Origin of the sequence: Micrococcus flavus (assembly GCF_014204815.1) — a bacterium.
In the GTDB taxonomy this organism is placed as follows: Bacteria; Actinomycetota; Actinomycetes; order Actinomycetales; family Micrococcaceae; genus Micrococcus; species Micrococcus flavus.
In genome coordinates this window covers 595,903-618,379 of record NZ_JACHMC010000001.1, presented here as the reverse complement: position 1 = coordinate 618,379, position 22,477 = coordinate 595,903, and the positions used below count along the sequence as shown (strand labels likewise).

Below are 22,477 nucleotides of genomic sequence, written 5' to 3'. Positions count from 1 at the left end.
CTCACGCCCTGCCTCACAGGGTTACCGCACCCAGACAATGGTCACGCTCCTGATGGGACTCACCTCCATCGTGTTCATCTGGATCCTCGGCCTCGTCCTCATCTGATCCCGTCACCTGACCTAGGAGATCCACGCGTGCAGCGCATCATCGTCATCCCAGACTCATTCAAGGGGGCCCTGTCGTCGCGGGAGGCGGGCTCCGCGATCGCGACGGGTCTCGCGTCGGTCACCGATGCCGAGGTCCTCGTGGTGCCCATCGCCGACGGCGGGGAGGGCACCGTCGAGGCCTTCGTCGCTGCCGCAGGGGGCGTTTTGCGATCCGCAACCGTCTGCGGGGTGTTCTACGGCGAACGCGTGCCCGTCCACTACGGACTGATCGACCCGGACGTGGCGGTGGTGGAGACAGCCTCATGTGCCGGGCTCCCGCTCGCCTCCGGGCGCGAGGACACGGGACGGGCCACGACGTTCGGGGTCGGCGAGCAGATCCTCGACGCGGTGTCCGCTGGCGCGCGCAGAGTCATCGTCGGGGCCGGCGGGAGCGCCACGACGGACGGCGGCACGGGCGCCGCCGCGGCCCTCGGCGTCCGGTTCCTCGACGCCGTAGGTGAGGAGTTCGTCCCGACCGGCGACACCCTCACCCGGATTGCGCGGATCGACTCCACCCCGGCACGAGACCGGCTCCGCGACGTCGATGTGGAGGTGATGTGCGACATCAGCAACCCCCTCACGGGATCGCAGGGCGCAGCCCACGTGTTCGGCCCCCAGAAGGGGGCGGATCCTGCATCTGTAGCGAGCCTGGACACCGGACTGGTCCATCTCGCGGGCCTCGTCGAGCGAGACCTCGGGGTCGCGATCGATGCGCTCCCCGGTGCGGGAGCGGCGGGGGGTCTGGCCGGTGGCCTGCACGCCTTCATCGGGGCCACCTTGAAGCCGGGTATCGACGTCGTCCTCGAGACGGCGGGTTTCCACGACCTCGTGAAGACCGCTGACCTCGTCATCACCGGGGAGGGGCGCATCGACGGCCAGTCCTTGGCCGGGAAAGTGCCGATCGGGGTGGCCCAGGCCGTGCGCGCAGCCGGCCGTGCGATCCCGGTGATCGTCCTGGCCGGCTCCGTGGGGCAAGACGCGGACACCCTCTACGACGAGGGCATCACCGCGATCGTGCCCATTGGCCGCGGGCCCCAGGATTTGGCGACAGCGATCCGCCGTACGGCAGAGGACCTGACCGCGACCGCCCGCGACGTCGGACGGCTGGTGATGGCCTGCTTCCCCGCCGACCTCACACGTTGAGGAGGGTGAGGACGGGCGGACGCTCGTCCTGCCCCACGAGGACACGCCTGCGCTGCGCCGTATGGCGGAGTTCGACGTGCTCGTCAACAACGCCGACTGCAAGGGGGCCCACATCCTCGCCATGCCCAGCGGGCACCGCAATAGGGTGGACCACGGGCTGACTTTCCATATGGAAGACAAGCTGCGGACCGTGCTGTAGGGATGGATCGGTGAGGCGCTGAGCGAGGAGGAGCGCGACGGCGTCGGCCGGGTTCTCGGGGGACTCGCTGGAGAGCTGGGCGGCAGCTCACGGACCTGCTCCGTAGTGACGAGATCGACGCTCTCACGGAACGCGGCGAGCGGTTGTCCGCCCTCCGGCGGTTTCCGAGCCGGGGAGGCCGAACGCCGGCGGCGCCCTGGCCGCTGTTTTGAGGTGCGGAGCCCGGAAAGTCGATGTCGCGGACCTACTGGCCTCCAACCAGGGTGGAGCTCAGGGTTGACGTTTAGCGTGAAGCACAAGGCGCAGGATCGAGTATGGCCAGCTACTGCCGTCCACCACGTTGCGGTCAACCTCGAACCGAGCAACTCTCTGGTACATGGGAGATGATCACTACGATGGAGATCCATCTCACCTTCGAGTTCTAGGAGCCCCTATGAGCACTTCAGGAACCCGTACCTGCTCCTGGTGTGGAACCCCCGGTCATGACAAGCGAACTTGCCAAGTCCCGCCCAATGCTGGCAAGTGCGGCGCCTGTGGCGCACATGGCCACGACCGTCGAAACTGTCCTCACAAGTGAGGTGAATTCAGCGGTTTGATCCCATCCGCTGCGCTCATTTGCCGCTCCGCTCGCCATTCAAGAACTTAGATTCCTCCGGCTTGCTGACGAGCTCAGACCCCGCGGCAATATAGGCCGACATAAGCCTGCGCGCAGACTTCAAAATACCCCCTCTCCCACCTACACTCTAACGCTTGCAGCAACAGCGTAAAGGAGGAAAGGGAAAGTACACGTGAGGAAAATAGTTACCACGTAGCGGAACATCACTCCCCATCCATCACGCGCACCCTCCAGCCCGGCCCGGTGGGCCTTCGATTAGAGGTCGCTAGTTTCGCTCATTTCAACTCCAGGGTGTCGGTCAAGGAACCACCCTCAGGCGACGTCACTTCTAGAGAACCAGAACGAGATCATTGGTCACTCCCAAAGTAGCGCATCTGCGGTTTGAGAGAGCTAGGCCCCCAAGCCCACAAAAGACCCTTACACGTTGAACCGGAACTCCACCGAGTTCCGGCACATACCAACCTCTCAGAACCCGGCGACTCCCCCGAAGCGTCGTCCCTCTCCTGACCCTGCGAATACTAAGCCTGACGAGCGAGGAAGCAACCCAGGTTGACAACTCGTCACTTAGCAACATAGGTTGACGGCATGGAGTCTCCACGGATCGCAGCAGTAGCAGCCGATACCAGCGACCCGAAAGCAGGATTGCGGGCCGTAGCGTCGTTACGCGTGCTCGCGAACACCTTGGAACTTCGGCAGGTCGAGGCCGCGTTGCGTTCGGGCATGAGTTGGCAGGAGATCGCCGACGCGCTCGGAGTGACGCGACAAGCCGCCCACAAGAAGCACTCCAAAAGAATTGACCCCGCGATCTCGACACCCAGGAGGAACAGATGAACAGACTCGTCCGCGCCGCTCAGACCAGCCAAGCGCTTTCCCTGGCCGCCATGAAGGAAGCATCCCGGCTCGGGCTCCGCGAAGCCGACATCGACCACCTGTTCCTCGCATTGGTCATCAACGACCAATCCGCCGGCCGCGCACTGCGCGAGCTGGGTATCGACCTTGATAGCGCCCGTCTCGCCGTGGAGGAACAACGTGATGCACAGCTGACCTCACTCGGCATCGAGGCGTCGTTCCCCGAGGCCGGGCGCATCGTGTTCCATGAGACGGATGGGTACGAGTGGACTCGTCGCGCTCGGGACCTCATCGCGAAGTCCAGCAGCAAAGGCAAGCCAGGCGACGCTGCCGCCGTTCTCCGGGAACTCGTCGTAGAACCCAGCGGCCTTATCACCGGTATCCTCGGCCGCCTTGGCACGACATCCGATGCGCTCATCGAACGCCTCGATCGGGCTGACTCGCCCTCTATGAAGTCCATGCCCGTCTCAGCGAAAGTGAAGGGGCGGACCACGGGAACGACTGAGAGTTTCATATCCGCACCACTGGACGAAGTGTGGGCGTTCCTCACAGATCCCGCACGTATCCCCGAGTGGGAGCCGAGCATCGGCACTCTCGACCAGACCAGTCAAGAAGCGAAGCCGGGTACGGTCTGGGAGGGCACGGCACCCGCAACCTATCCAGACGGCAAGCCTGTGAAGATCAAACCTCAGTTTCGTCGACGCAGTGTTGAGCTCATCGCAATTCACCGACCGGACAGGATCGCATGGAGCTTCGGCTATCCCGACGTCGCGCAGAGCAATTCGGTTCTGACTGAATTCGCCTTGGCGAACGCGATCGGTGGCACACAGCTGCGGATCACTAGGTCTTGGTCGCGACGCCGAGGGTGGCGAGGACTTGTCGCATGGCCGCTGCGTCCCATCCAGAAGTTCCTGGTGTGGATCACCCTGTTCCAGACTGGCAGCGCGATCAGCCGAACATTTCGCTAGTCCCATGCTGCGGCGACTCGCCTGCTGGTCGCACGTAGATCAAGTGCCCGGATCTCCACAGGGAGATCCGGCCACTCGAATCAGATGTTGAGGCGGAACGCGACTACACGTTGAAGCGGAACTCCACCGCATTCCGGTACGGACCAACCTGGCCCTTCACAGATGAGCATGGGTAGCGGTGTGCGCGTGGGCGTCTCGAGGGGTGTGTTGTGAGGTCTGGGTGGAGGTCGAGGCCTCCAGGATGGGTAGCGACCAAGCAACCCGATCCATGAAGGCCTCGACGTGTCTCATGCTATCTGCGCGCCCGCGTGCGCGCTCTTCGACCTGCCCGACGTCCATGTCAGGGCCGTGGAACGCGGACCACGCTCGTTCACCGTGGTGGTGGAGACTTCTCCGACGCTGGTGGGGTGCCCGTCCTGCGGGGTGCTCGCCACCGGCCACGGCCGCCGGGAGGTCGTGCTCCACGATCTGCCCTGCGCTGGGGTGCCCGTGCGGGTGGTGTGGCGCAAGCGGATCTTCAGGTGCCGGGAGGACGCCTGCGAGGTCGTGACGTTCAGTGAGGTCCACGAGCTGGCCGCGCCGCGGGCCAAGCTCACCACCCGCGCGATTGCTTGGGCGGTGACGCAGCTGCGCTGCCATGACATCGCGGTCTCCGCCCTGGCCGAGATGCTCGGGGTCGCCTGGAACACCGTCTGGGACGCCATCACTCCAGTCATCGAGGCCCAGCTGGCCGCGGAGGATCGGCTGGCCGGGGTGGACGCCCTGGGCGTGGACGAGCACGTCTGGCGCCACGTGGGCCCACCCGGCACTGGGCTGGTCACCGGGATCGTGGACCACTCCCGCGGCGAGGACGGCCGGCCCCGGGCACGACTGCTGGACCTGGTCAAGGGGCGCACGGGGGCGGCCTACGGCGACTGGCTCACCGAGCAGGGGCCGGCGTTCACGAGCGGGATCCGCACGGCGACGCTGGATCCGTTCCACGGTTACGCCAACGCCATCCGCGACGAACTCCCGGAGGCGATCACCGTTCTCGACGCCTTCCATGTGGTCAAGCTCGGCGGGCAGGTCGTGGACGAGGTGCGTCGTCGGGTGCAGCAGGACACTCTGGGCCACCGGGGCCGGGCCGGGGACCCGCTCTACGGGATCCGCCGCACCCTGCAGATCGGCGCCGAGCACCTCACCGCCAAACAGATCACCCGGCTCAACACCAAGCTCGAGGCCGGGGACCCGCACCACGAGGTCACCCTTGCCTGGCATTGCTACCAGAAGCTGCGCGCGGTCTACCACGCCCGCCCCGAGACCGGCCGCCGGCTGGTCGCCGAGATCCTTGCCGCCTTCCCGTCCTGCCCGATCCCGGAGATCGCCCGGCTCGGGCGGACCTTACGCCGGTGGAAGGCCGCGATCCTGGCCTACTTCGACACCGCCGGGGCCTCGAACGGGCCCACCGAGGCCGTGAACGGGGTCATCGAGACGATGCGCCGGGTCGCCCGCGGCTTCCGGAACTTCGACAACTACCGCCTACGCGCCCTGCTCGCCGCCGGCGGACACCGGCCGTGGCGCAAGACCCCTACCCATGCTCATCTGTGAAGGGCCACCAACCTGTAGGTTGTACAGGTCTGCCAGGGGCGTCAGATCGAGGGTCATTGGGCTTCTGACCTGGGGCTTTAACCGGATGCTGGGGTGGTAGCAGCCGCCCATCGGGGCGGATGGGCTCCGGCTGCCTGGGGTAGCAGCCGGGTCGATTGAGAGGTTGGCGGGAGGTATCGCTGTACAGGTCGACACACGCCGCGATGCGCAGGATTTGCACCGATGTGACGGTGTGCGTTAGCGACCGGCCAAGCTGACCAAGTACGGGCATTCTCCGTCATGGTTCCCCCAGTCGCACCCGTGGGGACCTTCATGGTGGTGCCAGCCGTAGTATCGACCAGCCTCTTCGGACCAGTGCTTGCAGCGAATGACCCTCGGCGTGCGCTCCGTGTCATGAGTAGCCATGGGCCAATGATCCCACGCGGCGCAACCGGGACTGCTGTACCAGGCGTCGCGTGAGAGGCAGGTCGGTAGGATCAGGGTGCGCGGTGACCGCAGATGGAGTCGCCCAAAATGCGCCCGGTTCGTTGTCCCGCCCCTGGGCGACTTGCATAGGTACAGGAGTGTTCATGGCGAGACTCAACCTCAAGGCCGTAGAGGAGCGCGTCGCTCCGCTCGCAGGTCGGGAGTCCTACGACCGCGAGTTCATCTTCGACCTGTTGCTCGCCTATGGGAAGCCCCAGGGAAACGTCACCAGGCTTCGCAATGGATCGCTGAACATCGCCGTCGATTCCTCGACCGAGGTCGCGCAGAAGAACGTTGTCTACTTCAAGGAGACGACCGGAGACCCGCTTGAGGTCATCGACGGCCTTAAGTCGAGCCCTGCGGTGGTTCGGTTCAGTACGCGCTTCGTCATCGTCACCGACTACTTTGAGTTGGTCGCGCACGACATCAAGACAAGCGAGACGATCGGCTTCCCGATCCGCGAGATCGACCAGCACTTCACCTTCTTCCTGCCGTGGGCCGGCATGGAGAAGGCGCAGTACGTCGCCGAGTCGCATGCCGATGTCAAGGCCGCTGAGCGGATGGGCAAGCTCTTCGACGAGCTGCTGCACGCGAACCCGGGGATCTTCGATGATGCGCAGGGGCGTCACTCACTGAACATCTTCTTTACGCGACTGTTGTTCTGCTTCTTCGCCGAGGACACGGGGATCTTCGACGACAATCAGTTCACGAACGCGATCGGTTCTCACACTCAGTCCGACGGTTCGGACCTGGCTGAGTTCCTGGGCGACCTCTTCAGGGCGTTGGACACCGCCGACCCCGCAGATAAGCCGACGCACCTCGCCGAGTTCCCCTATGTGAACGGCCGACTGTTCACGGTCAAGGACGACCAGGTCGTGCCACGATTCACGAAGCAGGCGCGGGACGAGCTCATCGCCTCAGGAACGCTCATCTGGCGCGACATCAATCCCGACATCTTCGGCTCTATGTTCCAGGCGATCGTCACGCCCGGCAAGCGCAGCGACCTGGGGCAGCACTACACCTCAGTGCCAAACATCCTCAAGACGATCGAGCCCCTGTTCCTGGACGACCTAAAGGAGGAGATCAACGAGTCGCAGGACAGCGAGCGTCGACTACTCCGCCTGCTGGACCGGATCGCGGCGATCAAGGTGTTCGATCCCGCGTGTGGGTCGGGAAACTTCCTCGTCATCGCCTACAAGGAACTACGCAAGCTCGAGCACGCGATCCTCGAGCGGCTCGCCGAGCTTCGAGGCGGCGCACACCAGGGTCAGCTGCTTGGTTCCAGGATCAATGTTGAGAACTTCTTTGGTATCGAGATCGACGACTTCGCGGTAGAAGTGGCGATTCTCTCGCTGTGGATCGCGAAGCATCAGATGAACGTCGAGTTTCGTGAGAAGTTCGGTATCGACCTGCCGCTGATCCCGCTGAAAGAGACCGGCCAGATCAAGTCGGGTAATGCGACGCGGGTGGACTGGAACGCGGTCTGCCCGAATGATGGCTCGTCTGAGATCTATCTCATTGGGAACCCGCCGTACGTCGGCTCGAGCATGCAGACGGCTGAGCAAAAGAGTGAGTTCTCGTCGGTATTCGGGCGACGCCCGTTCTCGAAGAACCTTGACTACATTGCGCTGTGGTTCGTTAGGGGGTCGGACTACATCAAAGGCACCCGCGCGGAGCTGGCCTTCGTCACGACGAACTCGGTTGCGCAAGGCGAGCATGTGAGCCTCATGTTCCCGACCATCTTCAACATGGGGATCGAGATTGGCTTCGCTTACACGTCCTTCAAGTGGGAGAACAACGCCAAGCACAACGCAGGGGTGACCGTGGCGGTGATCGGTCTTCGCAACACCTCGGACCATGCGAAGTACATTTTCACCGACGGTCTGGAGATAGCGGCGAACAACATCAACGGCTACTTGGCCGATGCACCGAATATCATCGCCGGACGTCAGATGAAGCCGATCTCAGTAGGGCTTCCCCCAATGGCGTTCGGATCCAAGCCCACTGACGGGGGCTACCTGGTCCTTGAGCCCGTTGAACGGCGGGAACTCCTTGATGCGTATCCAGACGCAGCGCGGTTTGTCAAGAGATACGTGGGCGCGGCTGACTACATCAATGACATCGAGCGCTATTGCCTATGGATCACTGACCGCGAGGCAAGCGAAGCTCGCCAAATCGGCCCGATCGCGGCCCGGCTCGAGAAGCTCGCAGCATGGAGGCTCGAGAGCAAAGCGCAGAGCACGGTTGATTTTGCGGACCGTCCGTACCGCTTCAAGCAGCTTGCGTATAAGCCTACGGACTCGATCATCGTGCCGAGCGTTTCATCGGAGCGGCGCGATTACATACCGATCGGCTACCTCGGGCCTGACACCGTCATTTCAAACGCTGCGTTTGCCATCTACGACGCCGAACCCTGGCTATTCGCCTTGCTGACTTCACGCATGCACATGGCTTGGACCCGCGCAGTAGGCGGCCAATTGGAGACTCGGCTCCGCTACTCGAACACGATCGTCTACAACAACTTCCCGGTGCCTCCGCTCTCGGACAAGACGAAGGAGATGCTCACCGTCGCGGCGCTGCGCGTTCTTGACGTGCGCGAGTACCACTGCGAGCAGACGCTGGCCGAGCTCTATGACCCGGACAGGATGCCGCAGGACCTGCGCGATGCGCATGCGGAGATCGACGCTCTGGTCGACTCGATCTACTCGAAGAAGCCGTACGAGACCGATGAGCAGCGACTGTCGGACCTGTTCGCGCTGTACGAGCGCATGACTGCCGAGGAGACCGCGAAGGCCCCGGCGAAGAAGACCCGGAGGACTGCGAAGTGAACGCAACCAACAAGCCCGTCAACATAGTCGATGTCACGTACGCGCAGACGAAGGCCTCGGTGAACACCGATGCCCTGGGCATGCGTGAGATGCAGCAGCGCGTCTTTGAGCAGCGCGATGCCCAGCATCTGCTGGTGAAGGCCCCGCCGGCGTCGGGCAAGTCGCGTGCGCTGATGTTCGTGGCGCTGGATAAGCTCTACAACCAGGGGCGCAAGAAGGTCATCGTCGCCGTGCCGGAGCGCTCGATCGGTGCCTCGTTCGCGTCGACGGCGCTGACGAAGCACGGCTTCTGGGCGGACTGGGAGATCAAGGACGAGAACAACCTGTGCGACGCGGGCTCGTCGGCCGGCAAGGTCGACGCGTTCGTGAAGTTCCTGGAGGGGCCCGACGCGGTGCTCGTGTGCACGCACGCGACGCTGCGCTTCGCCTTCGAGAAGCTGGCCCCGGAGTCGTTCAACGGCACCGTGCTGGCCATCGACGAGTTCCACCACGTCTCAGCCGACACCGAGTCGTCGCGCCTGGGCGCGCTGCTGCGCGACGTGATGAACGGCTCGGACGTGCACATCGTCGCGATGACGGGGTCGTACTTCCGTGGGGATTCGGTGCCGGTGCTGTCGCCGGAGGACGAGGCGAAGTTCACGCCGGTGACGTTCAACTATTACGACCAGCTCAACGGGTACGAGCACCTGCGCTCTCTGGGGATCGGGCACCACTTCTACCAGGGCCGGTACACGGACGCTATCGACCAGGTGCTCGACCTCGACAAGAAGACGATCGTGCACATCCCGAGCGTGAACTCCGGCGAGTCCACGAAGGACAAGATCGAGGAGGTTGGCCGGATCATCGACGCAATCGGCCACGTCGAGTCGACCGACCCCGACACGGGCATCATCAGCGTGCGCCGTGAGGACAACGGCGAGATCGTGCGGGTCGCCGACCTCGTGGACGACACCGATCAGAAGAAGCGCGGGGACACGCTGCACTACCTGTCCCACACGGCGTCGAAGGAGCGCGACGGCGTCGACATCATCATTGCGCTGGGCATGGCGAAGGAGGGCTTCGACTGGCCCTTCGCCGAGCATGCGCTCACCGTCGGCTACCGGGCGTCGCTCACCGAGGTGATCCAGATCATCGGGCGCGTGACGCGCGACAGCCCGGGCAAGTCGCACGCGCAGTTCACGAACCTGATCGCCGAGCCGGATGCCTCGCAGGGCGAGGTGAAGGTGTCGGTGAACAACATGCTCAAGGCGATCACGGCCTCGCTGCTCATGGAGCAGGTGCTCGCACCAAACTTCAACTTCAAGACCAAGAAGTTCGACGACGAGCCGGCGAAGAAGGGCGAGCTCAAGATCAAGGGCTTCAAGGAGCCTTCCAGCGACCGCGTGAAGCAGATCGTGGCGACAGACCTGAACGACTTGAAGGCGACGATCCTGCAGGACGATACCTTCGCTCGGGCCGCCGCGGGCTCCGTCGACGCGGAGACGACCAACAAGGTGCTGATCCCGAAGATCATCCGGGAGAAGTACCCCGACCTGTCCGAGGAGCAGGTCGAGGAGGTGCGCCAGCAGGTGGTCGTCGACTCAGTGATCAAGACCGGCGAGGTCCGCGAGGTTGGCGACAAGCGGTTCATCAAGATGGCCGAGAAGTTCGTGAATATCGACGAGCTGAGCATTAACCTCATCGACTCGGTGAACCCATTCCAGCGGGCGTTCGAGGTGCTGTCGAAGTCGGTCACGCCGTCGGTGCTGCGGCTGATCCAGGACACGATCACGTCGACGAAGATCGAGTTCTCCGAGGAAGAAGCATTGGCGTTGTATCCGAAGATCAAGACCTGGGTACAGGTCAACGGCAAGCGGCCAGATTTGCGCTCGGATGATCCCGCGGAGAAGCGCATGGCTGCTGCGTTGCTCTTCCTGCAGAAGCTCGCAGCGCAGCGCAAGGCGGAGAAGTCCTCGAGTGAGACGGGGGAACTCTCATGACACCCATCGACTTCACTTCCAATGAGAATCTTGTCGTCACGCTCGACGAGATTCTCGACGACGAGCTTTTGAGCGCGCCGGAGAAGCCGAAGCAGCTCACCTCATCGGACCGCCTCGAGCGAGCGTTCCTGGAGATCGTCGAGTTCCGGAGGACCGAGGGTCGGCTGCCGAGCTCGCAGACGCGCGAGATCGCCGAACGCAAGCTCGGCGCGCGCCTCGACGGTTTCCAAGCCAATGAGGCAAAGGTCGAGGCGGTCAAGCACCTCGACGAGTTCGGACTGTTGGAAGCACCAGCAGCGCCAGCGTCCATCGATGACCTGCTGGAGGGCGATGACCTCGACGAACTGCTGAGCGACGACATGGGCATCCTGGACGTCTCCGATCTGCCTGTGATCAAGCGCCCCGAGTCGGCCGACTCCATCGCTCAACGTGTGAAGGCCAAGGACTTCGAGCAGTTCGAGCCACTGTTCAAGGCGAAGCACGCCGAGCTCCAGGACGGCACCTTCACACTCAAGCCGTTCACCGGCATGAACCTGATCCGCGAGGGCGTTTTCTTCGTGCTTAACGGCGTCATGTGCTTCGTTGCAGAGATCGGCGAGGAAGTGGACCTGGTCATCGGGGGAAAGCAGAAGCGAAAGCAACGCCTTCGCCTCGTGTTCGAGAACGGCACGGAGTCGGCGATGTACGACAAGAGCCTGCAGACACGTATGTACGAGTCTCAAGGACAGGTGCTGGCCCGTACAGGGCTCGACGCGAGAGACGTCCTTGACGCGGACGTCGAGAGCGGGCACATCTACGTCCTGCAGTCGCTCAGCACCGACCCGCTGATCGCAAACATCAAGAACCTGCACAAGATCGGCTTCTCGACCACCAGCGTCGAGCAGCGCGTGAAAGGCGCATCAACCTCTCCGACGTATCTGATGGCCCCGGTCAAGATCGTCGCAGACTACCGGGTGTATAACATCAAGGCATCGGCGATGGAGAACCTGCTGCACAGGGTATTCGCCGACGTGCGCCTCGACCTGTCGCAGATCGACGGACACGGCCAGGACTACGACCCCTCGGAGTGGTTCATCGTGCCGCGAGACGTGATCAATCAGGCGGTGGCGATGATCATGTCTGGCGAGATCACCGAGTACGTCTACGACCGGCAGCTGAATCGCCTAGTGAAACGAACCTAATTGGTCAATCTGTTTTCAGCTACGCCTTCGGAACACCCGCTTGGCCGTTAGCACTGGTCTCGGTGCGTTGTTGAGCGAGAGGCCATCGAGCGGGGAGCTACTCCCCGTCCAAGACATCAACGACGGACGATCAGTGAACGCGCTTCGACGCCGAGTTGCTCGGCGAGGGCGTCGACGGAGTCCAGAGTGAGGTTCCGCTCCCCCCGCTCGATGCCGGCAAGGTACCGAGTCGAGACGCCGAGCTCCTCGGCGAGACCCTCCTGCGACAGACGGCGCGCACGGCGCAGATCGCGCACCTGCGCTCCGAGCACCTTCTTCAGCGGTTCTGTCACATATCCAGCCTCAAGTCTGGTAGTCATGACTTCCAGGAAGTTATCGCTTCCGGTTGTGGTCGAGGCAGGGTCGCGCAGGACTCGCACTTCGCCGCATCAGACCTCGAAGGAGAGCGTGACGATGCCCGATTCGCAGCAGATCCCCGACGGGAGCTCGACAACTCTCCCCCGCGTCCTGCACACACCGCGTAGCCGCGCGTTGCTCTCGGAATCGTGGGCCCAAGCAGCGGAGGCAAAGCGGATGGAGCGGGCAGGCGACGACCTGCAGCTGACGTACGAAGCCTATGCAGCGGGCGAACCATGTCGCGCGTGTGGGCGTGCCCTTCTCGGTGAGCCAGCCCTGGGAACTGATGAAGAGAGCCTTGCGCTGATCGATGCCGACAACGCCGAGTTCCGAGCCGAGCACACGGCATGCAACATGGGGGTTTGGCGTCTCGAGAACAACAGGGTGGAGCACTGCCATCTGTGCTGCCCGTTCCCGCCACTTTCGCCGACTCAGCGCGATGAACTCCGACAGCTCCTATACCCACCCTTATTGCACATCGACCGCAGCGCCACTTGGCGCGTGGGACTGACCTGCCAGCACGTCGAGACCTTGGTCGGGCATTCCCCTCGCTACGTTGAGCCAACCGTCCAATGCACCGAATGCGCTGTCATCCGCGGCGTGGTCAAAGCCGTGCGAATCGATGACCAGGCGAAGGCTGGTGACGGCGGCAGCGACATCGAGGGCCTCCAGCCCGACTATCAACGACTCACAGATGAGCAATGGAGCTGGATCAAGCACATCGTCCACACAGAAGAGGGCACTCGCCGCGGGCGGCCACGCACTGACATACGCACGATCGTCGACGCGGCTCTCTACAAGACCCGCACCGGCATCTCGTGGCGCGAGCTCCCAGCTGAGTTCGGGTCATGGCAGACCGCCTTGCGCCGGCACAACCAACTGATCCCGAGCTCCCAGTGGGACGAAATCACTCGCACTCTGGAGGAACGTGACCTGCCCCAGTGAACCGGGGCGTCGTTGATACGACTGACTTTTGAGTCAGGCTGCTTATTGAGTCAGCGCACCTGCCGAGAGATCGCGCGTCGAACGACTCGAACCCTCCGCAGCATTGGCCAGCCGAGGCTGCGTCCCAGAGGCGCTCCCGCACCGCAGAGAGCAGGATCGGCCCCTGCGGAAGCTCCGCAGGGGCCGATCAAAGTCCCAGGTCAGCGGACCAAACGCTTAGCAACTGATGGTAGATCGGAACTCGTCCGCCAAGCCAAATCGGAAGCTGCGAAGGTAAAACCCCTGGTCAGATATGCTTTTTTAGACATTGAACCTGAATTCAACCACGTCCCCGTCCTTCATCACGTAGTCCTTGCCCTCCATGCGCACCTTGCCGGCGGCCTTGGCGTCGGCCATGGACCCGGCGGCAATCAGATCGTCGAAACTCACGATCTCCGCCTTGATGAAGCCGCGCTGGAAGTCGGTGTGAATCACGCCGGCAGCCTCGGGCGCCGTCGCACCGACGGGGATCGTCCAGGCGCGCGTCTCCTTCGGCCCGGCCGTCAGGTACGTCTGCAGGCCGAGGGTGGAGAAGCCCACGCGGGCTAGCTGGTCCAGCCCGGACTCGTCCTGGCCGGCCATCTCCAGCATCTCGGCGGCCTCCTCCTCGGAGAGCTCCACGAGGTCGGACTCGAGCTTGGCGTCCAGGAACACGGCGTCGGCGGGGGCCACCAGATCGCGCAGCTCCTGCTGCCTGGCTTCGTCCCCCAGCACACCCTCGTCCGAGTTGAACACGTAGATGAACGGCTTGGCGGTGAGCAGGCTCAGCTCCCGCAGCCGGTCCATGTCCAGCTTGTCCTTGTCCTTCGCCGCGAAGATCGTCTCGCCCCGCTCCAGCACCGCGAGCGCGGCCTTGAGCGCCTCGAGGTCGGCGAGCTCCTTCTTCTTGCCCTTGACCTCCTTCTCGACGCGCGGGATCGCCTTCTCCACGGTCTGCATGTCCGCGATGATCAGCTCGGTGTTGATGGTCTCCATGTCCGAGGCCGGGTCCACCGTGCCGTCCACGTGGACGACGTCGCCGTCGTCGAACGCGCGCACCACCTGGGCGATCGCGTGAGCCTCACGGATGTTCGCCAGGAACTGGTTGCCCAGGCCCTCCCCCTCGGAGGCGCCCTTCACGATGCCGGCGATGTCCACGAAGGACACCGTGGCCGGCAGGATGCGCTCGGAGCCGAAGATCTCGGCCAGCTGGGGCAGCCGCTCGTCCGGCAGGTTCACCACGCCCACGTTCGGCTCGATCGTCGCAAACGGGTAGTTCGCCGCGAGCACGGTCTGGCGCGTCAGCGCGTTGAAGAGGGTCGACTTGCCCACATTGGGCAGCCCCACGAATCCGATAGTCAAAGCCACAGTCGGCCACTCTACCGGGGCGGCCGGGCACGCGAACGGCGCCGCACCTCCGGGCGGAGGTGCGGCGCCGTCGTCGAGCGTCAGGCGCTCAGGCGGTCACTCGCCGGAGGGCTCCGCGGGAGCGACCTCCTGGCCCTGCACCTGCTGGCCGGGGACCTCCTGGCCCGCCACGGTGTCGGTGGCGGAGCCGCCCACGTTCACCTGGATCTTGCGGGGCTTGGCCTGCTCGGCCACCGGGATGGACAGCACCAGGACGCCGTCGCGGTAGTCGGCCGCGATCTTGTCCAGCGCCAGGCCCTGGCCGAGGGTCAGCTGGCGAGCGAAGGTGCCGGCGGCGCGCTCGCGGGTGAGCCACTGGCGGCCCTCCTTGGCGGTCTGCTCGCGGCGCTCGGCGCGGACGGTGAGGGTGCGCTCCTCCACGTCCACGTCGATCGAGGACGGGTCCACGCCCGGCAGCTCGATCTCGGCGGTGAAGACGTCGCCCTCGCGGTAGAGGTTCAGGGGCATGGAGGTGGTGCCGGCGGCGCGGGTGATGCCGTTCATCAGGCGCTCCATCTCACGGAACGGGTCGACGGGGGTACGGGCCATGGTGGTTCTCCTTCGGATCGGCGGCCGCCCACGTGCCGGACGGCCATCTGACTGGTGCAACGCGGCCGGTCCCTAGTGTATTCCAGGAACGTGAGTCAGTGCCGCTCAACTTCGGCGAGCGCGGCGCGGAACGCATTTTCGGCCCGCTCGCCGAAGGGCACGAAGATCGCTTCCTCGACGACGTCGCCCACCTCCTCCGCCATCGCGTGGCAGGTCTCGACGGCGATGCGCGCCGCGTCGTCCATCGGCCAGCCGTAGACGCCCGCGGAGATGGCCGGGAAGGCGACCGTGGCTGCGCCGAGCTCCCGGGCGACTCGCAGGGACTCGCGGTAGCAGGAGGCGAGGATGTCCGACTTGTCCTTGGTCTTGGCCCACACCGGGCCGACCGTGTGGATGACCCAGCGAGCGGGCAGGTCCCCGGCGGTGGTCGCGACGGCCTGGCCCTGCGGCAGCCCGTCCTTGTACTTGCCGGCACGGAGCTCCTTGCATTCGGCGAGGATGGTCTTGCCGCCGCGGCGGTGGATGGCGCCGTCCACTCCCCCGCCGCCGAGCAGCGTGGAGTTGGCGGCGTTGACGATCGCGTCCGCGCGCGTCTGCGTGATGTCCCCGGGAGCGATGGTGAGCTTCATGCCCGCCAGGCTAGGCCCGGGGAAGCCGGCTGTGACAGGGGCGGACAGCGCACCGGCCCGTTCCCCGCAGTGGCGGGGGCACAGCCTCTGCCATACTCGGCCGCATGAGCACCGCGCCCACGCCCCAGCCGATTGTCCCCGAGGACCGGGACGCCGTCCTCACGTTCATCGCCGCCCAGCAGGCGGACCCCGCCACGGCCTGCGCGTACGTGGGCATGCGAGAGGAGGGCCTCGAGACCGACCTCGACGAGCTCGACCAGCCGTGGACCCGCACCGTGCGCGTCCTCCGGGATGCGGGCGGCGCCGTCACGGGCGCCGCACTCGTGGAGTGGGAGGAGGAGATGGTCGGCCGGGCGTGGGTGTACGGCCCGTGGACCACGCCCGAGACGTGGGATCGGGACGCGCCCGCCCTGCTGGCCGCCGTCGTCGAGCAGGCGCCGGTGGGCCGCCACCAGGTGTTCGCCGCCCTGGAGAACACGCGCCTGGCCGCGCTCGCCGAGGCCGAGGGGTGGACGCCCGACTCCGTGACCATCCAGTTCGCCGCCGACCGCGCCGCGCTCGCCCGCCCCGACCCGGCCGTCCGCCCGGCCGCGCCCGATGACCTGCCCGCCCTCACCGCCCTGCACGAGGCCGCCTTCCCCGACACTTATGCCACCGCGCAGCAGCTGCTGGACCCGACCTCCGGGTACACCGTGCTCGTCCTCTTCGACGACGCCGGCGGCGGGCTGGCGGGGTACGTCGCCGGCCGGCCGGACGAGTCGGACGCCTATCTGGACTTCGTGGCCGTGGCCCCGGAGGGCCGGCGCACCGGCGCCGGGTCCCGGCTGGTGCGCGCGTTCGCCGACGCCCTGCCCGGGGACCGCGTGCGCCTGACCTGCGATTCGACCCAGACCGCCGCCGTCGCGCTGCACGAGCGGCTGGGCTTCGAGCGAGTCGGCCAGACCCGCGCATGGGACCGGCGGTCCTGACGCCCCCCGCCACTCGAGTGTTGGGCTGGACACCCTTCCGGCGTCGGACACCTGCGCACCCCAACACTCGAGTCCTCTGCGGCTCGCTCTGCCCCGCCTGGCGCGCGGTAGCGTCGGGCGGGTGAGCACCGATCAGACCCCCGCCGACATCACCCCGCCGACCCACGAGATCCTGCCACTCGTCACACTGGCCGTGGAGCACGTCTTCGACACCCTCACGCGCCAGCCCGTGTTCGAGCCGACCGTCCTCGCCGTCACGGACGAGGGCCGGCAGGGCATGTGGACCCTGCCCGATCTGGTCCCCGAGCGGGCCGCCGGCGCGGTCGGCGAGATCCAGCCGATGCCCGAGCGCGCCGTCGCCGTGTTCGACGGCGAGATCCAGACGCCTCAGGGCCCGCGCCCGGCCGTGGTGGTGGAGGCCTTCGACGCCGCCGCCGTGACCTCCACGCGCCTCGTGTTCCGCTACGTCCCGGGCATCCCCGGCACGGACATGACCGGCCGCATCGAGGGCGAGCCAATCCTCGTGGCCAACGGCCACAACCCCCTCTTCGGTCAGGTCCGGGACTGACCGCGGCCTCCCCGCAGCACGACGACGGCGCGGCGCACCCTTAACGCGTCCGCCTCCCTGCCACAGTGGTCGGCATGGATGCACTGACCCTCGTGATCGCCCTGGCCCTCGGCCTCGTGGTCGGCGCCCTGCTGGGCGCCTGGCTCATGTGGCGGCGTGGCGGCGGGGACGCGGCCGCGCGGGCCGAGCTGGACGCCCTGCGCGCCGAGCACGGGCAGGTCCGCGAGGAGCTGGCCGGTGCCCGCGCCGAGGCCCGTGCCCTGACCCAGCAGCGCGCCGAGGACGCCCGGCGGGCGGGCACGGAGTCCCGCGTGCTGGAGACCCTGGCTCCGCTGGGCCGGCAGCTCAGCACCCTGCAGGAGCAGGTGGGTGTGCTGGAGCGGGACCGGGCCGTGCAGTTCGGCCGCCTGGGCGAGCAGCTGCGCACCGCCGCGGAGAACGACCGCGACCTGCTCAACCAGACCGCCTCCCTCATGGCCACGCTCAAGTCCACGAGCGCGCGCGGCCACTGGGGCGAGGCGCAGCTGCGCCGCGTGGTAGAGGCCGCGGGCATGGTGCACCATGTGGACTTCACCGAGCAGGCCACCCTCGCGGGCGGGGAGGGCGAGCGTCTGCGCCCGGACCTGGTGGTGGCCCTGCCCGGCGGCAAGACCCTCGCGGTGGACGCGAAGGCCCCCATCGGGGACGCCCTGGCCGCGGAGGCCCTCGCGGACGAGCCCGGTGAGGAGGCCGCCCAGCGCCGCGCCGCCCTGGCCCGGCAGCACGCCGCCGCCGTGCGCCGCCACGTGGATGCGCTGTCGTCCAAGGCCTACTGGTCCGCGCTGGACCGCTCCCCCGAGCTGGTGCTGTGCTTCCTGCCCGCCGAGTCCCTCCTGGCCGCCGCCCTGGACGCGGACGGCGAGCTGCTGGACCACGCTTTCGCCAAGAACGTGGCCCTCGTGGCCCCCGTCTCCCTGCTCACAGCCCTGAAGTCCGTGGCCTACGCGTGGCGCCAGGAGCGGCTGGCCGAGAACGCCCAGTTCATCGTCACCAGCGCCCGCGAGCTGTACGAGCGGCTCGGCACCCTCGGGAGCCACCTGGACCGCATGGGCGGCTCGCTGCGCGCGGCCGTGGACGGCTACAACAAGCTGGTGGGCAACGTGGAGTCCCGTGTGCTGCCCGCCGCGCGCAAGCTCAAGGACGCCGACCCCGGCCTGCCGGCCCTGGCGGACATCCGCACCGTGGAGGCCGCCCCGCGGGCCCTGACCGCGGCGGAGCTCGTGGCGGAACCGGACGCCCCGCCTGTCGAGCCGTCCCCGCCGGCACCCGCGCCGGAGCGGGAGGCGGCGGCGGATCCGACGCCCGGGATCCCCGCCCAGCTGCCCGGCCAGACGGCCCTGGACTGGAACGAGGAGTGGACCGAGGACGCCGCCTGGGACACGGACCGCCGCTTCGCGTGAGCCCTTGTCCTCCGGCAGGGGTCACATGGGCTGCACCCGCCCCCATGTGACGCACAGCACCGTTAGCCTGGGAGAGTCCTGACAGTCCCGCGTCCTCCGGGCGCGGCCCCGCCGAGGAGAAGACGATGGCGTCCCACCCCGTTCCCCCACCCCAGGTGGCCGGCGAGCACCTGCACCAGTACGACCCCCGCACCGCCGCTGCCGAGTACGACGTGGAGACGTCGCCCGGCATGCGGGACGAGCCGCTGACCCGCGGCGAGCACACCAAGCGCATCATCGGGCTCGTCGTCGGCCCGCTCCTGGCGGTGGCGCTGTTCCTGCTGATGCCCGGAGACCTCGGCGTGTGGCCCCGCCTCACCGCCGCCACCGCCGTGCTGATGGCCGTGTGGTGGATGACGGAGGCGCTGCCCATCCCGGCCACCGCCCTGATCCCGCTCGTGGTCTTCCCCCTCGGCGTGCCGGCCGCCGAGGCCGGCGAGACGCCGGTCACGTTCAACTCGATCGGCGCCAGCTACGGCAACAACATCATCTTCCTGTTCATGGGCGGCTTCATGCTGGCCCTGGCCATGCAGCGGTGGAACCTGCACCGCCGCATCGCGCTCGGCGTGCTGCGCCTGATGGGCGCCAAGACGGTCAACCTCGTGCTCGGCTTCATGATCGCCACGGGGTTCCTGTCCATGTGGGTGTCGAACACCGCCACCGCCGTCATGATGCTGCCGATCGGCGTGTCCATCCTCGTGCTCGTCCAGCGCTACGGCTCGGACGGGGCCACCACGGGCACGCGTGACACCGCCGTGGCCGAGCCGCAGCCGGGCGCCCAGCCCACCCAGGCGCAGGTCCGGGCCCTCACCCGGTCGAACTTCGGCACCGCGCTCATGCTGGGCATCGCCTACGCCGCCTCCATCGGGTCGCTCGCCACCATCATCGGCACCCCGCCGAACACGCTCCTGGCCGGCCACATGGCCGCCGAGCACGGGGTCACCATCGGCTTCGGCCAGTGGATGCTCGTGGGCGTGCCGATCGCCGTCGTCCTCATGCTGGTCTGCTGGGTGGTCCTCACCCGCGTGATGTTCCGCCCCGAGATCGACGAGGTGCCCGGTGGCCGCGAGCTCATCCGCACCGAGCTGGACCGCCTCGGCCCCATGTCCCTGCCGGAGAAGAAGGTCGCCGTGATCTTCGTCCTGGCGGCACTGGCCTGGATCACCGTCCCGCTGATCTCCGAGTACCTGCTGGGCCTCGAGGACCCGATCCTCTCCGACGCCGCCATCGCCATGGTCGTCGGCCTCCTCCTCTTCCTGCTGCCCGCCGCCGGCGGCGCCGGCACCGGCGTGCGCCTGCTGGACTGGGAGGCCGCGGTCGAGCTGCCGTGGGGCGTTCTGCTGCTGTTCGGCGGCGGTCTGGCCCTGTCCGGTCAGTTCTCCCAGTCCGGCCTGTCCACGTGGCTCGGCGAACAGGTGCAGGGTCTGGGCTCCATCCCGGTGTGGGTGCTCGTGGTGGTCGCCGCCGTCGGCATCTTGCTGCTGACCGAGATGACCTCCAACACGGCCACCGCGGCCACCTTCCTGCCGGTCGCCTCCGGCGTGGCCCTGGGCACCGGCGTCGAGCCGCTCATACTCGCCGCGCCCGTGGCCCTCGCCGCGACCTGCGCGTTCATGCTGCCCGTGGCCACCCCGCCCAACGCCATCGCGTACGGCTCCGGCTACGTGACGGTGGGTCAGATGGTGAAGGGCGGTGTGCTGCTGAACATCATCGCGGCGATCCTCATCTCGCTGGCCTCCCTCACCCTCCTGGGCTGGGTCTTCGGCCTCTGAGCCGCCCTCTCCGGGACGACGCCGGCCCGGTCGCCTCGCTGAGGTGACCGGGCCGGCGTCGTGGTGACGGGGGCCGGGGCCTCAGCCCGCCGCGAGCGCGCGCAGGGCCCGGTCGACCAGGACGTCGAGGGACGCGTCGTTGACGAGCACCGTGCCGTCCTCGTCCGGCTGCAGCGGCTCGAGGGTGGCGAGCTGGCTGTCCAGCAGGGCCGGGGGCATGAAGTGCGTGCGCGCCGCCATCCGGCTCCGCACGAGGTCCTCCGGGGCCGTGAGGTGCAGGAACCGCACCCGCACGGGGGCCCCGGAGAGCAGGTCCCGGTAGGAGCGCTTGAGGGCGGAACACGTGAGGACGGCCCCCTCGGCGGGCGCATGCTCGGCGATCCAGTCCCGGAGGCGGGCCAGCCAGGGCCAGCGGTCCTCATCCGTGAGCGGGATCCCGGCGGCCATCCTGGCCACCGCCTCCGGGCTGTGGAGGTCGTCCGCCTCGGCGAACGGGACACCGAGCGCCTCCGCGAGCCGCAGGGCCAAGGCCGTCTTGCCGGACCCGGAGGTGCCCATGACCACCACGGCGGTCCCCGCCCTCGCGGGCGCGGAGCACGGGCGCATCACGGTGCGGGCGGCTCAGCCCTGCGGGCGGCGGCGCCCGCCGAGCGCGCGGCCCTCGTCCCCGACCCTCTTGAGCTGCGCGCGCAGCTCCTTGGGCAGGGAGAACATGATGTCCTCCTCCGCGGTGACCACCTCGTCCACCTGCGCATAGCCGTAATCGGCGAGCAGGGCGAGCACGTCCTGGACCAGCACCTCCGGCACCGACGCACCGGAGGACAGGCCGACGGTGGCGACGCCCTCGAACCAGGACTCGTCCACCTGGTTGGCGTAGTCCACGCGCTCGGCACGGGTGGCGCCGTACTCCTCGGCGACCTCCTTCAGGCGCACGGAGTTCGAGGAGTTCGCCGAGCCCACGACGATCACCAGGTCGCACTCCGGGGAGATGGTCTTGATGGCCGCCTGGCGGTTGGACGTGGCGTAGCAGATGTCGTCCGAGGGCGGGTCCTGCAGGTTCGGGAAGCGCTCGCGCAGCACGGAGACGATCTCGAGGGTCTCGTCCACGGACAGGGTGGTCTGGGACAGCCAGATGAGGTTGCCCGGGTCCTCGACCTGCACGGCGCGGGCCTCGGCGACGTCGTTGATCACCGTGGTGTGCTCCGGCGCCTCGCCGTACGTGCCCTCGACCTCCTCGTGGCCGGTGTGGCCGATCAGCAGGATCTGCTTCTCCTGCTTGGCGAAGCGCACGGCCTCGCGGTGCACCTTGGTGACCAGGGGGCAGGTGGCGTCGATGGTCTGCAGGTTGCGGTCCGCGGCCTCGGCGACCACCGCCGGGGACACCCCGTGCGCGGAGAACACGGTCAGCGCACCCTCGGGCACCTCGTCCAGCTCGTCCACGAACACCACACCGCGCTCGGTGAGGGTGTCCACCACGTGGCGGTTGTGGACGATCTCCTTGCGGACGTACACCGGGGCGGCGTGGTGCTCGAGCGCCTTCTCCACCGCGACGACGGCGCGGTCCACGCCGGCGCAGTAGCCGCGGGGGGCCGCGAGGAGGACGCGCTTGGCCCCGGCGACGGGCGCGGCGGCCTCGACCTCCTCGCGGGAGCGGCGGGTGCGGGGCACCTGCGGCATGCCGAGCCCGACGGGGCTCGGGGCGGACGCGGGGGCGGTGCTGGACTGGACGGACATGCCGACCATGCTATCGGCCGCGCTCGCCGTCCGCCGCGGGCGGAGCCGAGG

General features: G+C 67.1%; 18 protein-coding genes and 1 pseudogene. 13 read left to right on the top strand and 6 right to left on the bottom strand.

Annotated features, from left to right (window positions below; genetic code table 11):
* Positions 1 to 135: 135 nt before the first annotated feature.
* The 8 genes and pseudogenes from BJ976_RS02990 to BJ976_RS02955 all read left to right on the top strand — a co-directional run bounded on the left by BJ976_RS02990 (position 136) and on the right by BJ976_RS02955 (position 11,962).
* Positions 136 to 1,290 (top strand): glycerate kinase family protein, encoded by a 1,155-nt coding sequence (locus tag BJ976_RS02990; RefSeq protein WP_135030989.1) that lies wholly within the window; start codon positions 136 to 138, stop codon positions 1,288 to 1,290.
* Position 1,291: 1 nt separating this feature from the next.
* Positions 1,292 to 1,701 (top strand): annotated as a pseudogene (locus BJ976_RS11960) (protein kinase family protein); the annotation flags it as partial.
* 989 nt (positions 1,702 to 2,690) lie between these two features.
* Entirely contained in the window at positions 2,691 to 2,936 is a 246-nt protein-coding gene (locus BJ976_RS02980; protein ID WP_135030988.1) for a hypothetical protein, read from the top strand.
* Positions 2,933 to 3,922 carry an SRPBCC domain-containing protein gene (locus tag BJ976_RS02975; protein WP_135030987.1) on the top strand — a complete coding sequence of 330 codons (990 nt, stop codon included), beginning with the start codon at positions 2,933 to 2,935 and terminating at the stop codon, positions 3,920 to 3,922. The genes BJ976_RS02980 and BJ976_RS02975 overlap by 4 nt, the downstream gene beginning before the upstream one ends.
* Positions 3,923 to 4,204: 282 nt before the next feature.
* The gene (locus BJ976_RS02970) at positions 4,205 to 5,509 is read left to right on the top strand and encodes an ISL3 family transposase (RefSeq protein WP_311768983.1); all 1,305 of its coding nucleotides are present in this window, start codon (positions 4,205 to 4,207) and stop codon (positions 5,507 to 5,509) included.
* Positions 5,510 to 6,078: 569 nt separating this feature from the next.
* Complete coding sequence (locus BJ976_RS02965; RefSeq protein WP_135028568.1) at positions 6,079 to 8,802, top strand: DNA methyltransferase; 2,724 nt, start codon at positions 6,079 to 6,081, stop codon at positions 8,800 to 8,802.
* Positions 8,799 to 10,781 (top strand): DEAD/DEAH box helicase, encoded by a 1,983-nt coding sequence (locus BJ976_RS02960; RefSeq protein WP_135028570.1) that lies wholly within the window; start codon positions 8,799 to 8,801, stop codon positions 10,779 to 10,781. Before BJ976_RS02965 ends, BJ976_RS02960 begins: the two co-directional genes overlap by 4 nt.
* Complete coding sequence (locus BJ976_RS02955) at positions 10,778 to 11,962, top strand: GIY-YIG nuclease family protein (RefSeq protein WP_135028572.1); 1,185 nt, start codon at positions 10,778 to 10,780, stop codon at positions 11,960 to 11,962. Before BJ976_RS02960 ends, BJ976_RS02955 begins: the two co-directional genes overlap by 4 nt.
* 116 nt (positions 11,963 to 12,078) lie before the next feature.
* Here BJ976_RS02955 and BJ976_RS02950 read toward each other — a convergent pair whose 3' ends face one another.
* Complete coding sequence (locus BJ976_RS02950) at positions 12,079 to 12,294, bottom strand: helix-turn-helix domain-containing protein (protein WP_135028574.1); 216 nt, start codon at positions 12,292 to 12,294, stop codon at positions 12,079 to 12,081.
* Positions 12,295 to 12,415: 121 nt separating this feature from the next.
* Between BJ976_RS02950 and BJ976_RS11955 the strand changes: the two genes are divergently transcribed.
* The gene (locus BJ976_RS11955; RefSeq protein WP_229667426.1) at positions 12,416 to 13,303 is read left to right on the top strand and encodes a transposase; all 888 of its coding nucleotides are present in this window, start codon (positions 12,416 to 12,418) and stop codon (positions 13,301 to 13,303) included.
* A gap of 300 nt (positions 13,304 to 13,603) precedes the next feature.
* On the opposite strand, the gene ychF is transcribed toward BJ976_RS11955, so the two are convergent.
* The 3 genes from ychF to BJ976_RS02930 form a co-directional block, all read right to left on the bottom strand.
* Positions 13,604 to 14,689, bottom strand: coding sequence for a redox-regulated ATPase YchF (ychF, locus tag BJ976_RS02940; protein WP_135028576.1), 1,086 nt, complete (start codon positions 14,687 to 14,689; stop codon positions 13,604 to 13,606).
* Positions 14,690 to 14,785: 96 nt separating this feature from the next.
* A complete protein-coding gene (locus BJ976_RS02935) occupies positions 14,786 to 15,277 on the bottom strand; it encodes an Hsp20/alpha crystallin family protein (protein ID WP_135028577.1) in 492 nt (163 codons plus the stop codon).
* A gap of 95 nt (positions 15,278 to 15,372) precedes the next feature.
* Entirely contained in the window at positions 15,373 to 15,906 is a 534-nt protein-coding gene (locus BJ976_RS02930; protein ID WP_135028579.1) for an O-acetyl-ADP-ribose deacetylase, read from the bottom strand.
* Between the two features lie 104 nt (positions 15,907 to 16,010).
* On the opposite strand from BJ976_RS02930, the gene BJ976_RS02925 reads away from it, so the two are divergent.
* The 4 genes from BJ976_RS02925 to BJ976_RS02910 all read left to right on the top strand — a co-directional run bounded on the left by BJ976_RS02925 (position 16,011) and on the right by BJ976_RS02910 (position 20,692).
* Entirely contained in the window at positions 16,011 to 16,874 is an 864-nt protein-coding gene (locus BJ976_RS02925) for a GNAT family N-acetyltransferase (RefSeq protein ID WP_135028581.1), read from the top strand.
* A 121-nt stretch (positions 16,875 to 16,995) separates the two neighbouring features.
* The gene (locus tag BJ976_RS02920; RefSeq protein WP_184231810.1) at positions 16,996 to 17,442 is read left to right on the top strand and encodes a hypothetical protein; all 447 of its coding nucleotides are present in this window, start codon (positions 16,996 to 16,998) and stop codon (positions 17,440 to 17,442) included.
* A gap of 74 nt (positions 17,443 to 17,516) precedes the next feature.
* Positions 17,517 to 18,881 carry a DNA recombination protein RmuC gene (locus tag BJ976_RS02915; RefSeq protein WP_135028583.1) on the top strand — a complete coding sequence of 455 codons (1,365 nt, stop codon included), beginning with the start codon at positions 17,517 to 17,519 and terminating at the stop codon, positions 18,879 to 18,881.
* Positions 18,882 to 19,006: 125 nt separating this feature from the next.
* Positions 19,007 to 20,692 (top strand): SLC13 family permease, encoded by a 1,686-nt coding sequence (locus BJ976_RS02910; RefSeq protein ID WP_135028585.1) that lies wholly within the window; start codon positions 19,007 to 19,009, stop codon positions 20,690 to 20,692.
* Between the two features lie 81 nt (positions 20,693 to 20,773).
* Here the strand turns inward: BJ976_RS02910 and BJ976_RS02905 are convergent, their stop codons facing one another.
* Complete coding sequence (locus BJ976_RS02905; protein ID WP_229667425.1) at positions 20,774 to 21,250, bottom strand: gluconokinase; 477 nt, start codon at positions 21,248 to 21,250, stop codon at positions 20,774 to 20,776.
* A 63-nt stretch (positions 21,251 to 21,313) separates the two neighbouring features.
* Positions 21,314 to 22,426, bottom strand: coding sequence for a 4-hydroxy-3-methylbut-2-enyl diphosphate reductase (locus tag BJ976_RS02900; protein WP_135028587.1), 1,113 nt, complete (start codon positions 22,424 to 22,426; stop codon positions 21,314 to 21,316).
* Positions 22,427 to 22,477: the final 51 nt, after the last annotated feature.

What these genes read in the sequence shown, in the direction of transcription:
- BJ976_RS02935 (WP_135028577.1), bottom strand. Translation starts at nt 15,277, where the DNA reads ATGGCCCGTACCCCCGTCGACCCGTTCCGTGAGATGGAGCGCCTGATG.
- BJ976_RS11955 (WP_229667426.1), top strand. Translation starts at nt 12,416, where the DNA reads ATGCCCGATTCGCAGCAGATCCCCGACGGGAGCTCGACAACTCTCCCC.
- BJ976_RS02955 (WP_135028572.1), top strand. Translation starts at nt 10,778, where the DNA reads ATGACACCCATCGACTTCACTTCCAATGAGAATCTTGTCGTCACGCTC.
- BJ976_RS02965 (WP_135028568.1), top strand. Translation starts at nt 6,079, where the DNA reads ATGGCGAGACTCAACCTCAAGGCCGTAGAGGAGCGCGTCGCTCCGCTC.
- BJ976_RS02915 (WP_135028583.1), top strand. Translation starts at nt 17,517, where the DNA reads ATGGATGCACTGACCCTCGTGATCGCCCTGGCCCTCGGCCTCGTGGTC.
- BJ976_RS02905 (WP_229667425.1), bottom strand. Translation starts at nt 21,250, where the DNA reads ATGGGCACCTCCGGGTCCGGCAAGACGGCCTTGGCCCTGCGGCTCGCG.
- BJ976_RS02900 (WP_135028587.1), bottom strand. Translation starts at nt 22,426, where the DNA reads ATGTCCGTCCAGTCCAGCACCGCCCCCGCGTCCGCCCCGAGCCCCGTC.
- BJ976_RS02930 (WP_135028579.1), bottom strand. Translation starts at nt 15,906, where the DNA reads ATGAAGCTCACCATCGCTCCCGGGGACATCACGCAGACGCGCGCGGAC.
- BJ976_RS02975 (WP_135030987.1), top strand. Translation starts at nt 2,933, where the DNA reads ATGAACAGACTCGTCCGCGCCGCTCAGACCAGCCAAGCGCTTTCCCTG.
- BJ976_RS02980 (WP_135030988.1), top strand. Translation starts at nt 2,691, where the DNA reads ATGGAGTCTCCACGGATCGCAGCAGTAGCAGCCGATACCAGCGACCCG.
- BJ976_RS02925 (WP_135028581.1), top strand. Translation starts at nt 16,011, where the DNA reads ATGAGCACCGCGCCCACGCCCCAGCCGATTGTCCCCGAGGACCGGGAC.
- BJ976_RS02910 (WP_135028585.1), top strand. Translation starts at nt 19,007, where the DNA reads ATGGCGTCCCACCCCGTTCCCCCACCCCAGGTGGCCGGCGAGCACCTG.